Genomic DNA, 13192 nt, shown 5'->3' with positions numbered 1-13192 from the left:
CAGCCCTCTCTCTTTATTCATAGAAGTATGTGGCAATATCCGTCAAAGCACGTTCGGCATTTTGAATGGACGTTACGCCAAACACTTCATAATCCAAAATATGAATGTTGTCGTTCTGATAAGCCGAAAGCTTCTTCCATGTTTCGTTTTTCTCCACTTCTTTTTTGAACATGTCCTCGGATGCCCCGTGATCGCCTGAAGCCAATACTAGAATGAGATCCGGGTCCGCTGCCACTACATCTTCCAAGTTCAAGGCCGAATAGGTATCCTTCGCTTGCAGGATGGTGGTCGCAATATTCTCAGCGCCCAATTTATCTATCAGGCTGCCGATATACGACTTTTCATTCATGACCATGAAGGAATCCGCAGTGCCGATCATCAGCATGACACTTGGCAGTTCCTTGCCTGCTCCTTTTTCTTTCAGTTCCTCTTCTTTCTTTTGCAACTTATCCAATACCGCATGCATTTCTTGCTCTTTATTGAAATAGGTTCCTAATGCGGAAAAGCTCGTTTTTAAGTCATCGAATGAATCTGTAGGCAAGTAAGCAGTTTGTAAATTCATCCCTTTCAGGCTTTCATCCAAGGAGCTCTGTAGTGACTTTGCGCCCAGCAACAAATCCGGCTGCAGGCTTGTAATTACCTCTAAGTCAGGCGCCATTGGGGAGCCGATCTGATCAATTGAATCAAACTCCTTTGGCAAAGGATTTGTTGAAGTCGGAACGCCAACCGGTGTAATATCCAGCAGATTCAACAATTCCGCTAACGGCACTGACGTCGTAATAATCCTGTCCACTTCTGTCTCTGGGAATTGTTTCATCAATTCTTCGAGCTTTTTCTCATCCACTCCATATGTATTTTCGTTAGATGTCTCTTGTTGCTCTTCTTCCGCCTGAGCGGACACCTGATCAGCCTTTTCAGTCTCTCCTTTATCAGACGTACAAGCCGTTAATGCCAGTGAAGCTCCTACTAATAAAACACCGAATAACTTCTTCAATCTCGTTCTCCTCCAATTGATAATGATTTTCAATTTCATTAAACAAATGATAACCGTTCTCATTCTCAATTGTCAACTTAATTTCTCAATAAGAATCAAAAGCACTGGAAAGTCCGCTTATTTCCTTCATCAAAAAAGCCATTCGCAAACGATTTTATTGTGAACTCTACTCTACAGATAGTTATATAGATTTTTATGGTCAACATGAAATAACTCAATTGACAATGTGTATATATTGTATATAATGTATATACACAAGAATAATTTTATATATCAAGAATGATAGGAGGTCCGGCATGCAGCTTTTAATTTCCAACAGCTCCAAAGAGCCGATTTACAATCAAATTAAAGATCAGATAAAGCAAAAAGTGTTGTCAGGTGAATTGCAGGAAGGCGATGCCCTGCCCTCTATGCGGCAGCTGGCTAAGGATTTGCATATTAGTGTTATCACAACGAAACGGGCCTATGAAGAACTTGAAAAAGAGGGATATATTTATTCGATTATCGGCAAGGGTTCCTTCATCGCAGAGCAAAATGTCGACATGATCAAAGAGAAGAAATTGACCGCCGTGGAAGAGAAGTTGATAGAAGTAATTGCGAATAGCAAGGAAATTGGACTTTCTCTAAAAGAGTTAAAGGAATGGATTACGATACTATACGAGGAGTAGATAACAATGGAACATGTAATCGAGTTGAAAAATGTGAACAAATCATATGATCACTTCAGCGTTTCAGACGTATCCCTGCAAATAAAAAAAGGGTTCGTTACAGGTATTATCGGTTCGAATGGTGCCGGAAAATCGACGATCATGCGAATGATTTTGAACTTGCTGAAGCCTGATTCCGGCGAGGTCCAAGTGTTCGGAATGGACTATGCCAAACACGAGAAAAGCATCAAAGACCGCATCGGGTTTATCTTCAGCGAAGATGTACTGTACGATGAATTGACCTTGCACGATCAGAAGAAGCTCATCGCCCCTTGTTATTCCAAGTGGGATGATGCCTTGTTCCACCAGTATTGCGACTCGTTTGAGCTGCCGTTGAAACAAAAACTGAAATCTTTTTCAAAGGGAATGAAAGTGAAAGCCACTCTTGCCATCGCACTTTCCCACCAAGCCGAACTATTCATCATGGATGAACCGACTGCAGGGCTAGATCCCGTTTTCCGGAGAGAATTTCTTGATATTATGCAGGACATCATGCTGGATGGGGAAAAATCGATCGTCCTGTCGACCCATATTATGAGCGATTTATCATCTATCGCAGACTATATTACGTATGTCCAAAAAGGGCAAATTGTTTTTTCGAAGGAAATACACGAGCTCCAAGAAAACTATGCAGTCGTCCGTGGCGGCATCGAGCTGCTCGACCGCGATACAGAACAATGCTTCCTCGCCATAAAAAGAACCAACACGGGTTTTGAAGGGTTATCAGCAAATTTCGATGCAGCAGAATCCCTCTTCGGCACCGAAGCTGTCATTGAAAAAGCAAGCCTGGAGGACATCATGTACTACATGCAAGGAGGTAAGAATGTTGCTGTTGTTAATTAAAAAGGATCTGGCGATTCATAAATTATCGTGGCTGCTCTATTTTGCCATGCTGTTGTTTTTTATGGTTTTTAACAAAGACGTTATGTTTGTCGTGGCTATCATTACCGCTATTGTCACCATGAATACATTTCATTTTGACGAACTTGCCCATGGGAATAAGCTTTGGAACTCTTTGCCCTTTACTCGTAAAGAAATAGTGAGCGCGCGTTATTCCACTTTGCTAGTCGTGTTAGTGTTGGTAACCGGAGCTGTGATGGCAATTGCCAGAATTACTAACGGAGAATGGAGTTCCGCCTTCTCCCGGCTCGCGATTTGGGAAGAAGTGATCGGCAGTTTTGTCGTCATGATGGTATCCGCCAGCCTATTCTTTCCGTTAGTCTATAAGTTTGCGCAAAAGAAAACGATTTTCACATTCGTTATTCTGTACATCGCCACCGCCATCGCTGGGGTGTATGCTGTTTATTATGTGTATAAGTATTTAATTGAGAACACATCTTTCATCCATTCCATCGGTATCGGTATGTATTGGGCCTTGCTGGCATTAGGTTCGCTCATTTGTTATGCCCTCTCTTGGGTGGTGTCCTTACAGATCTACAAGGCGAAGGAATTCCTGTAATAAAATTAAGGAGGTAAACAATGAAACACGCAAAACGATCCCCCCTGCAAAAATGGCTGTTGATCATCGGTGGATTTATTGCAGCACAAGGTATTTTCATTGTTACAGATGGAACATTTTTAGAATTGAATCTAAATGATGCAGGTAATTTTGCAAAGAAGATTGCAGGCAACCTCTTCTTTTTAGACTGGATCTCGCTCTATGAGAATTTTGTATATCGCTTACTGACTGTCCTCGCCATTCTCCAAATTGCATTTATGGCAATAAAGGATATTGCTGAGCTGACAAGAATAGGGCGCAATGTATAAGTTCACCCCCTCAAGTCATGTGCTTGAGGGGGTGTTTGCTATCTTGCAATCTTTTCCTTCGTTCGTTTCAGCGTTGCAACGATTAAAAAACTAACAATGACCAACAACAGCCATGAACTGACCTTCCCTAAATGGACGAGACTCCATGCTTCGGTTTGATTTGGATATTGCCATGCCCCGAAAAAAGTGGCGATGTTTTCAGCGACCCAGATGAAGAAGCCGATTAATATAAATGAAAATGCGATAGGCATCCGGTATGACGTTCCATTCACCTCGTACGTCACCCACGAGCGCCAGAAGACGGCAATGACCAAACCGGCTAACCACCAGCGGATATCCACCCAATAATGATGCGTGAAAAAGTTCAAATAGATTGCCGCTCCTAATGGGATGACTAGAAACGACGGCGGCCATTTTACCAGCTTTACTTCCAATCGCCTCCAGGCCTGGCATAGGTAACTGGCCACACTGGCATACATGAATCCGCTATATAAAGGCACGCCCAGTATTTTAAAATAGCCTTCTTCCGGATACGACCATGACCCCATATTCACCTTGAATATTTCTAAGGCTAGTCCAATTAAGTGAAAGAGCGTTATGACCTTCAACTCATCCTTAGTTTCCAGACCCGATCGCACCATCCACCACTGCATGAGGAGGAAGATGAGCAGCAGCCAGTCATATCTCGGCAAGAAAGGAAGTGGAATGACTTGAGTAGCGGCCAGCGATCCGAAAATGACGACCGGGAACAAACAAGACATCGCCTGCTCCCACCCAAAACGAACAAGCTGCCGGATCGCCCTGCTTAGACGGTTTCCTTTAGTGGGATTGAAAGCAACTCCCCTAATCATTTGCATCCTCCTCATCCGGCTGATACTCCAGTAAGTCGCCCGGCTGGCAATCGAGCGCCTTGCAAATCGCCTCCAGTGTCTGCAGCCGGATTGCTTTTGCCTTGCCATTTTTCAAGATGGACAAATTTGCCATCGTAATCCCGACCTTTTCGGAAAGCTCCGTCACACTCATTTTCCGTTTCGCCAACATTACATCGATATTAATAATAATTGTCATATCATTCACCTCAGACCGTCAGATCATTTTCTGTTTTGATATGAATGGCTTCTTTCAACAGCTTCTGAAGGACAGCCGCAAACACTGAGATCACTACGGATGCGAAAGCAATGACCATGCCTATGACAATCAGGCCAGGGGCATCGTCCTTTTCAGCAATCAAATAAAGCAGGGGGAGACCGATGATATAGATCAAGCAGATGGCAACGCCACAGTATTTAATATTTTTTAAAGCGCGAACAGCTAGATCCGAGAAAGCCAAGTTTCTGTCAATCAGCACTAACAATCGAAACGCTTGGTAAAGAGCAAAGTAAAACGGAATGGCCGCCGCATACAGATCGATGAGGACCAAATACTTCAAGTATCCATGATCCGGATATAATTCTGCCGCAAAATCCGCCATATGAGGAACAAAAAAGATACATAGCGCAAGAACTGGTATGCCCATTAAAATAACGGCGATTTTTAAAAAGAGAGTGGAACCTCGTTTCATCACAAGCACCTCACTTGGTTAATATGAGATGAGTTTACCTTATAATTTATCGTTTTACAATAAATTAATATCGTGTTGTGTAAAATTATTATTGAATTAGGTTGAAACAGGACCAAAAGAGGAATGGTAAAAATGGCCAACTCTTCTATTGAAAAGCTCCCCTTTCCTTTCAAGTTGTCTATGTTATGCCTTCTTAACAAAGTAGACCTAAGGTGTTTCCTTTAACGCTTACGATAAGTGTTTGAGAGTCGGTGGTAAACGTTCGAGAATCGGTGGTAAAGCCCAGAGAATCGGTGGTAAACCCTTGAGAGTCGGTGGTAAACCCTTTAAAATCGGTGGTAAAGCCCAGAGCGACGTATGAAGTACGAAAGGAGCGAAAACCATGAATCGAATCTATTTTGCAGACAATCCTTGGCCAAACGGTCATCGGATCATTCATTTCGAATGGGGAGCCCATTTTAAAGTGGATGAGGAGGAAACGGACGGCCGAGCGGGTCTCTACTTTGATTTGCATTTGGAAACTGCAGATTATTACGAGGAAGACGTGGATGAGGAAGAGGACGAGGACGACGAAAACGAGGAAATAGGAGATTGGCAAGCCAAGATCGTCTGGAATAACTATCATAGCTGCACATTGTCTTCAGAGGAGTGGGATTTCAAAGGCTTTCGTGTAGGATGTGACGAATCACCTTTTGATTGGGCCCATTTGGACGGGGCCGTTTACAAAGTGGATCATCTGAATGAGGAGGAACAAGAAGAACTGGATATCGAACGCACTGCATTCGATATTTATTTACTCGGCCATGACGCGACCGCCTTTCATACAATCCGCTTCAAAAAGGCGGAGGGACAAGCGTACGATATTGACTGGAAAGGAAAAATCGCACTCTTTTACGTGGGCGATACTGAATTCCGCCATGACTTTCATGCAAAAATCGATTCTGTCGCTTTCCGTGGGATCAGTGTGCCCGAAGAACTGACAGACGAAGAGGCCTTTGATCTTCTCAAACGTTTCGTCAAGGATCCTGAATCTTATCACCTATCGACCATCGAAGGGAAAAGACGGTTTTTGATAAAATAGTATTCATCATGAGTGTCTCAGCTTTATTTATCAAATAACAATAACCCTTTCGCAGGCGAAAGGGTTGCTTTTCGTCTATTCAGCTATTAGATGCCAATCTCATCCGGCTTGCGAATCCGATACGTAATCGTAATTGGCTGCGTACCCATCGCGTTATACACCATGTCATACTGGAGCGTGGAATTGGCGACAGACATTTGTTGAAAATGAATGGCCAGAAGCTGCTTTGTCATTTGAGAGGTAACTTCCCGAATGGATGTCTCCACAATCTCCCCTTTCGCATAGTTCAGCTCTTCCTCGACTTGCATTTTAAGTTGTGTGGATAAGGCACCCATTTGATCCAGTAGTGCATTGATCGCTTCACCGCTCGGAATCATGTCCTCATCCTCTAAAAACTTAAAATCCATATAGATTTGTCCCATGGTACCCTCCCTGTCAGCTTAGTTCGAAAATGGCCGCCACAAGTTCATCTTCCGCGAAGAACTCGATGATTCCATTTTTCATATTTTCAAAAAGGCGTCTGCCCTTTTCTATATCCTCCATGAAAAAGCTCTGAATTCCATCAATGTCATTGACGATTCCGGGAGGCATGGGCGGAATTTTTTCATTGACCGAAATGCTGACCATTTCACGGTCACTGCTGCCGAGAAGGTAAGAATAGGCATGAGGATTGGACTCCATCTCACTGATTTTATTCATCAAATCCCGCTTTCTCCATTCGAACGGTTGCTCAAACCGTTCCACAAAGGTGCGTTGAATCTGGGTCAGCAACAACCTTTTCTCCTCGTAATTCGTAATTCCCATACGATATAACCGGCTGGCAGACGAAATATTAATCTCAATTTTTTCGGCTCCTCCACCACTCGCTGTCATGATCAAATCCTTGCCGGCATATTGTCGTGACGGATCTGCTAAGCCATTGATCAACGCTTCCAGGCCATGAGCTTCGAAGGAACCTCCTAGCGCATTGATCAGATCCTTGCCCGTTTCCCATAGTAGATACATATCTTCCGCTAAACCTTGCAACTGGCTGATGAGGGCTTTCAATGCTTTCCAAGCTGTAATGAAACCTCGCAATGAAGTGAGATCGGCTTCGCTGATCACAGCAATCAGCTTCAGGATATTCTCCGACTTTTCTTGAACTCTCCGTAAATAGTCAGAAATCCGTTTCCCTTCTTCACCACTCATAGAATCCGCAATGGTAATAAGGACTGGCAGTTGTTTCACCAATTCTTCCAGTCGCTCTTTGATTACCGGAAGATGGGCTTTTATTTCTTCAAAAGCGGTAGCTCGGACTACCATCTTTTTATTTCGATCGCCTAACCAATATTTGGCGATATTTTTTAAATCAAGTTTTAACTCTACTTCCGGATCGCCGGTCAATAACAGACTCAAGTTCTCTAAAAATTTGTTGTCAATTCCTGTGGCAAAATGAAAGAGACCGTCCATCCCTGCCTCCTCGTAATAAGGGGCAGCTTTTGCAAGATATTTTTGGAGGGACTGCAGTGATTTATCGGGTATCCTGCCTAGCACATCATGAAGGCTGGCCAAGTCAGGATTCGTATCGATGATATCTTCGGTGCCGAGGCGGATGAAGCCTCTTGTGAGATTAAGGGGATAAAGAGCATCTTCTTCAGATGTGACATGGTGGATTTTCTCGCCCATGTTTTTGTAATGTTCCAGTGCGAAATCTTGTAGTTTCTTTGGGTCCAAGTCGTACAGATCCTCAATCTTATACCCTTTCAACCCGAACTCTGCGCGTATCTCTTTAAAAAATGCAGGATCATTGGCTGCCAGCTGGTACACAGTAGGTGCCGCATCGTTCATGACGACAACATTGTCAAACGGGACACCAAGCAACAACATCATCTGAATATGATTGCCGCCCAGGGAATGGCCGAGTCCATATTTTTTCAAAGAGGGGATCTCCTTTTTTCCGCTTTGCTTATCTACAAATTGATTGATCTCCTTGTTCGCCCATTCTTCAAATTCCATTGCATCCTGAAGCTGGTCATTCACCTTTCCAGTAAAAATACCAATGCCATTATAGCTCCAGTCCATCGGCTTGCCGTCGGATCGGCCGCCAATCTCAGAACCTTCCGAACCCCTGGTGATGGTATAACTTTGATTAATCCCTTTGTCCGGATCATAAAAGTGAATAACCGTTCCATCGAAGCCGCTATCCCTTGCTTTACAACTCATGATGCCATCCGAATGATACAAATTGATTGTTTTGGGCGGTTCTTGACCCGTTTCCTCAATATAGATCCTTCGGATATCCTCCTCGGAAATCGGAACAAAATTTCCGTCCTTATCCTTTTCTCCATATTCTAATTTAGTAATTCGTGCCTTGAGAATCTCAGAATCCAGAACCTCCCGCTGTTCATCCTTCTCCGCCATCACCTACCACCCCTTTCCCGGTCGAAAATTACTTATCAAACTTAACGGATTTGACAATCTTCCAAAAGTGATCCTCAATTTCTTTCGTATCGGCCTTGCAGGTATTGGTCCAATCACTGCAATTGTGCTCATAGATGAGGGACAACGTCTTTTCACTTTCTTTGTCCTCGATGAAAGCCAAATAGGAATAAACAGGAACTTTCTCCTTGCCATCTTTCCCGCCAACCTCCGTAACAGCTTTTCCAAAATAATACGTATGATGATCGTCTTCCGATTTATCATAGTCCCCTTCAAACTTCATATACCTCGTCAACTGCCTTAAACCAGACTCAGCTCCCTCGCCATCCTCAAATTGACCTTGCACGCCATACGAAATGTTGGCCTTCTCGTCAATCCAGGAATAAAGGAACTGCTCCCACCCATCGTCACGTTTCATGTAATACGTCTCATCCAATGTTGCGGACACCGGAATCCAAACGGAATAAGCATCCGTCCACGTCCTCATCTCGTAAAATCCATCTTCCTTTTCTTGATCCGAAACGAGGAACGTCCGAGTATAGTGGTCCTGAAGCGCCTCATGTTCAGCTGACGCAACATCCGTCTGGGCACCCGTCTCTTTATCTTGCGTACTGTTCGTATTTTTCTCTTCTTCCTTCATTCCTGTACACGCCCCTAATAAAAGAATCAATATTGCCGAACAAAAAACATGCCTTTTTTTCATAATGTGATCTCCCTATTGTGTACGTCATGTTCTCCGCTAACTGGTTTTGTGGGAGGTCATGGTTTTCAACATGCCTATACCCCTCTGCCACAAACCTATGGTGGTCATTCATCGAACGTAACGGATTTTCCAGAAGTGACGCTTCCATTGTGCAAGCCATCCTTCTCTATTACAAACTAATCCTAGTTTCAAATTTTAAATAGTTATCTTCATAAATATCATGTAGCGTCTCTAATGTCAAAATTATGCAACAATAGTTTTAAGCTAGATAGGACTGCAATCATAGACCGCGTTCTATTTCCCCGCAACATGCAAGAGTTTCCACAGGTCTACCACTAAAAAAAGAGGAACTAATCTCCAAAAATCAGTGATTTTCTAAAGAAATATGTAGCTTTTGTACCATTTTTCACAAATTCGCATAATTAAATAGTTTGATTTAAAGATAATAGTTACCAATAAGGGTTGATCATAAAAAGAACCTCTTGGCATATTAAAGACCAAGAGGTGTTGTATTAATTGCTATTGTTCATTTACTAGTTTAATTAGAAACGGACAGATTGACGGACAGTTCGAGTGAACACCTGTTAATTCTCACGAACGCCAGAATATCAAAACGAACGGCAGATTATCAAACCAAACGCCAGGAAATCCACAACTAGCACCCGCCACTCTTCACTAACGTCTGCCAGTCCACTCATTCATTCTCAAATAATCTCACACCGTACGCCTCCAGCACCTGATGCGGCACGAAAAAGCGGACGGTCAGAAGTGGGTCGACGACTTGGCTCACTTGGACTTGGCCGACGGCGCTGAGCAGCATCGTCAATTCGGCGAGGCTGAGGTCGATGCGGGCTGCCAAGAAATCCGCCGTCTCTTCCACGGCCACTTTCACTGCTTCGTCTAGTGTCTTCGCGGACACGAGGAAGGTGAATCCTTCATCGTTCACTAGCAATGGATGGGCAATCGAATGGCCTTTCACAACATCAAGTGTCACGGTTGCTTTGCCTGGCACTTCGATTCCGGATACCCCGATTTCTCCGTCTCCCATCGCGGCATGGAAGTCCCCTAGCGCAAACAATGCGCCTTCCACAAATACCGGGAAATAGAGGGTTGCTCCTTCTGTAATGAGCTTCGTATCCATATTGCCTCCGTGTCGACCTGGAGTTCCGCAAGAAATAGCCTCCGCTTCTGGCGCTACACCGATGACGCCGATCATTGGATTCAGCGGGAGCGCGAGCTTTTCATTGAAATGGGCTTTGCCATCTTGGATCGCGATGATTTTTGAAACCAGCTCTTCCAGCCGATGTCCCATCACTCCTAACTCAGGGCCTGTCGCCATGACGCCTTGCTCTCCAATCTTTAATTTTTCGATTGTCACCTTTAGCAGATCCCCCGGCATGGCGCTCTCAATATGTATCGGTCCTGTCGCTGGATTGATAGCGTCCCAGTCAATTCCCTCAATTTTCGTATCGGCGGTTTGTACTTGATTTTGGAAACAGTCGTAGGTCTCGATCTCCACGGTCGTTCCCGGCTTCACTCGGATGACTGGTGCATGTTCTTTGCTAAATGAATAAATGACTTTACTGCAGCTCAATGTTTCTACCATATCCTTCTCCCCCTTGCTTGTACTATAACTAGTCTAGCAATTCTGCCAACTAAAAGCTGTGAACTTGCTTTCCACGGCATACAAAAACCCCCTCAGAGAAGGGGGCTGTAAAAGTTCTACAATGAAGAACCGTAAATGGCCAAGGTCTGATCTTGGAGCCCAAATTGTTGGCCGTTCCATTTCAATATATTTTGGATATATCCGAGACCGTCCGCATGGTAGCGTCCTGCTATCTTTTGAAAGGCATAAAGCTCGAATACGCCGTTTCCATCAAAGTCGATTGGATATAAGCCACTGATAGGATCCACCCAACCGCTGATTGGCATCTTTAACTTACCATTCGCATCATAAATTTCATTCAAGTATTCCGGATCTCGCAACGACAAATCGATAAGATATTTGGTTTTATTGAAGTGGCTGATGACTTCCACTTTGTATTGATCTTGATATGTTACCTCGTACTGGTACTGCGAATTAACCACGTCTGAATCAAACAAAAGACGGGGCATGTTTGAAATGAAGGAATAGATATAGTCAAAAGTCGTGGCTCCGCTGCCGCCCGACTGGATGGTAATGAAAATATCATCTACCCCATCGCCCGTAAAATCTCCTAAAAACAAAGACGGGTCATACCCCAAATTTTCCTTTAGAGGCATCCTATATAGATACCCGGTCGCCCCATCCTGGATGACCAGAGTCAGTTGCCGGATGATCGCGGCATCACTCTGAGGCACCCCCGTGATGTAGACATTGTCGGGAATCCGGTCTCCGCTGACATCCCCCCGCGCGAAAGCGATAATTCGTGGACTTTGCATTTGTGTATTGGTCACCATTCGAGCTTCCCACCCAATTTTAAATGATGCCTTACTTTATGCCTTCCGCACTGGAGTTGTGATTGCACTTTCCATCCAGCTCATTTTCTTTTTCCCGGGTCTCCCCTCAATTGTCTTCGGTTCTCAGCAACAATCCGTTCGAAATAGGATAACTCCGCTTCTTCTTTTGTTTCTTCTGGTTCTGTATTCACAGATGTTGTTGTTGGTCCCATTGCTTTCATTTGAACTGTTTCTTCTCGTCTCACAGGTTCCTGTAGTGGCTCTACCTTTTTGATTTCTTGAGAATCCAGCTCCTTCTTAAGAGGGACTTCTATTTGCTGCAAATCCCTCTCTCTCTTGCGAGGGGCACTTGCCCTTTCCTGAGATTCCAACTCTTTCTTAAGTGGGTTAATTGCCATTTTCCGTGACTCCGGCTCTTTCGGGACAATTACCGTTCCGACTGGTTCTGGCTGTCTTATAAGCGGTTTACTTGCCACTTCCTGCCGCACCGACTGTTTCCTAAGAGGAACACTTGCCATGACCTGCGGCTCCGGCTCTTTCTTAAGGCGTTCGCTTGCTACTTCCTGCGGCCTCCGCTCTTTCGTAAGCGGCACACTGGCCATGAACTGCGGCTCTGGTTCTTTCTTGATCGGGATACTGGCTACTTCCTTCGACTCCACATCTTTCTTAATCGGGACACTAGCCGTTCTCCCTGATACTTGCTGTTCAGCAGGCGTGCCGCTTTGATTAATAATCCCCTCCAAATCCGCATACCACAAGTGCATGTCTTTCAAGAGCACATTGTATTTAGGCAATTTCTTGGATAGTGGATTGTAAGGTTCATTGAAAAAATGGATTGGGATGAATGGGTACTTTTCATCTGCCAGTTGAATCACCAATTCCAAGAGTTTTACATGATTTTTTTGCCCTTCACTCATCTGAATGGGAGGAAGCTCCGCAATGAATGTATGCAAAGGCTCTTTCACAGATTTGCATGTGGACATTTCGACTGAACGATTTTCCACTACTGCCGCCGCTATAACATCTGAGAATACATAGGTAAGCAGCTTATACCGCATCCCGATCTTTGGTTTTTTCAACGGTTGTCCATTATCATCTTCTGCAATCCATACATAGACACGCTTATGTTCATAATCTAAGGCAAGTCTCGTCAATACATCAGATGCGATGATCGTCGGCATCTTTTCCACATTTGCTATTTCTCTATTTAATGAAAGTAGGGCTTCCTTTTGTTTTTCTATATTACGATCCTCTACTGACTTCGAATGTCCGAGGAATCCAAGTCCAATAAAAAAAATCAAAACAGAAAGAAGAAATCCGATAAAGCCAAATCCTTTTATGAATGCATATATGGAGAAGCCTATCGCAAAAATAGGAAGCAAGCAGCCAATCCCCGTTAGCAATTGTGTCATCTTTGTAGAAATAATTCCCAACCCCCTTGAAGAACGCCAGCATGTCGTCCAATATGCTAGTAGTTTACCAATGAAAGGAGAGTGTTTCCAAAGAAAAACCTCTCCTCCAT

The 13192-nt window shown here is 44.0% G+C and carries 15 protein-coding genes; 5 read left to right on the top strand and 10 right to left on the bottom strand.

Annotation, left to right across the window (positions count from 1 at the left end; genetic code table 11):
- Positions 1–13: 13 nt before the first annotated feature.
- Positions 14–994: an ABC transporter substrate-binding protein gene (locus ACSW3C_RS13430; protein WP_486563166.1), complete on the bottom strand. Its 981-nt coding sequence runs from the start codon at positions 992–994 to the stop codon at positions 14–16.
- Between the two features lie 296 nt (positions 995–1290).
- Here ACSW3C_RS13430 and ACSW3C_RS13425 point away from each other — a divergent pair, with 296 nt between their 5' ends.
- Genes ACSW3C_RS13425 through ACSW3C_RS13410 form a run of 4 tightly spaced genes read left to right on the top strand, consistent with a single transcriptional unit; the run spans position 1291 to position 3468 of the window.
- Complete coding sequence (locus ACSW3C_RS13425) at positions 1291–1662, top strand: GntR family transcriptional regulator (RefSeq protein ID WP_486563164.1); 372 nt, start codon at positions 1291–1293, stop codon at positions 1660–1662.
- 6 nt (positions 1663–1668) lie between these two features.
- A complete protein-coding gene (locus ACSW3C_RS13420; protein ID WP_486563163.1) occupies positions 1669–2544 on the top strand; it encodes an ABC transporter ATP-binding protein in 876 nt (291 codons plus the stop codon).
- On the top strand, positions 2525–3160 hold the full coding sequence (locus ACSW3C_RS13415; protein WP_486563161.1) for an ABC-2 transporter permease: 636 nt from the start codon (positions 2525–2527) through the stop codon (positions 3158–3160). The genes ACSW3C_RS13420 and ACSW3C_RS13415 overlap by 20 nt, the downstream gene beginning before the upstream one ends.
- Positions 3161–3180: 20 nt before the next feature.
- A complete protein-coding gene (locus tag ACSW3C_RS13410; RefSeq protein WP_486563159.1) occupies positions 3181–3468 on the top strand; it encodes a YfzA family protein in 288 nt (95 codons plus the stop codon).
- Positions 3469–3506: 38 nt separating this feature from the next.
- Here the strand turns inward: ACSW3C_RS13410 and ACSW3C_RS13405 are convergent, their stop codons facing one another.
- From ACSW3C_RS13405 to ACSW3C_RS13395, 3 genes are read right to left on the bottom strand one after another with little or no spacing between them, the layout of a single operon-like run.
- Positions 3507–4319 (bottom strand): DUF817 domain-containing protein, encoded by an 813-nt coding sequence (locus ACSW3C_RS13405; protein ID WP_486563157.1) that lies wholly within the window; start codon positions 4317–4319, stop codon positions 3507–3509.
- Positions 4312–4536 carry a helix-turn-helix domain-containing protein gene (locus ACSW3C_RS13400; RefSeq protein ID WP_486563155.1) on the bottom strand — a complete coding sequence of 75 codons (225 nt, stop codon included), beginning with the start codon at positions 4534–4536 and terminating at the stop codon, positions 4312–4314. Before ACSW3C_RS13400 ends, ACSW3C_RS13405 begins: the two co-directional genes overlap by 8 nt.
- Before the next feature lie 10 nt (positions 4537–4546).
- Entirely contained in the window at positions 4547–5029 is a 483-nt protein-coding gene (locus tag ACSW3C_RS13395; protein WP_486563153.1) for a DUF2975 domain-containing protein, read from the bottom strand.
- A 382-nt stretch (positions 5030–5411) separates the two neighbouring features.
- On the opposite strand from ACSW3C_RS13395, the gene ACSW3C_RS13390 reads away from it, so the two are divergent.
- Complete coding sequence (locus ACSW3C_RS13390; RefSeq protein ID WP_486563151.1) at positions 5412–6110, top strand: hypothetical protein; 699 nt, start codon at positions 5412–5414, stop codon at positions 6108–6110.
- Positions 6111–6196: 86 nt separating this feature from the next.
- On the opposite strand, the gene ACSW3C_RS13385 is transcribed toward ACSW3C_RS13390, so the two are convergent.
- From ACSW3C_RS13385 to ACSW3C_RS13360, 6 genes are all read right to left on the bottom strand, one after another.
- A complete protein-coding gene (locus tag ACSW3C_RS13385) occupies positions 6197–6532 on the bottom strand; it encodes a hypothetical protein (protein ID WP_238080908.1) in 336 nt (111 codons plus the stop codon).
- A 13-nt stretch (positions 6533–6545) separates the two neighbouring features.
- Positions 6546–8510 carry a DUF6792 domain-containing protein gene (locus tag ACSW3C_RS13380; RefSeq protein WP_486563150.1) on the bottom strand — a complete coding sequence of 655 codons (1965 nt, stop codon included), beginning with the start codon at positions 8508–8510 and terminating at the stop codon, positions 6546–6548.
- Positions 8511–8538: 28 nt separating this feature from the next.
- Positions 8539–9231 (bottom strand): hypothetical protein, encoded by a 693-nt coding sequence (locus ACSW3C_RS13375; RefSeq protein ID WP_486563147.1) that lies wholly within the window; start codon positions 9229–9231, stop codon positions 8539–8541.
- A gap of 694 nt (positions 9232–9925) precedes the next feature.
- A complete protein-coding gene (locus ACSW3C_RS13370; RefSeq protein WP_486563146.1) occupies positions 9926–10837 on the bottom strand; it encodes an acetamidase/formamidase family protein in 912 nt (303 codons plus the stop codon).
- A gap of 116 nt (positions 10838–10953) precedes the next feature.
- On the bottom strand, positions 10954–11670 hold the full coding sequence (locus ACSW3C_RS13365) for a VCBS repeat-containing protein (protein WP_486563144.1): 717 nt from the start codon (positions 11668–11670) through the stop codon (positions 10954–10956).
- 80 nt (positions 11671–11750) lie between these two features.
- Positions 11751–13103, bottom strand: a complete 1353-nt coding sequence (locus ACSW3C_RS13360; RefSeq protein WP_486563142.1) for a hypothetical protein — start codon at positions 13101–13103, stop codon at positions 11751–11753.
- Positions 13104–13192 lie beyond the last annotated feature (89 nt).

It is taken from the genome of Sporosarcina sp. AD_1 (genome assembly GCF_057373025.1).
The sequence above is the reverse complement of the archived record's forward strand: the minus strand, read 5'-3'. Positions and strand labels throughout refer to the sequence as shown.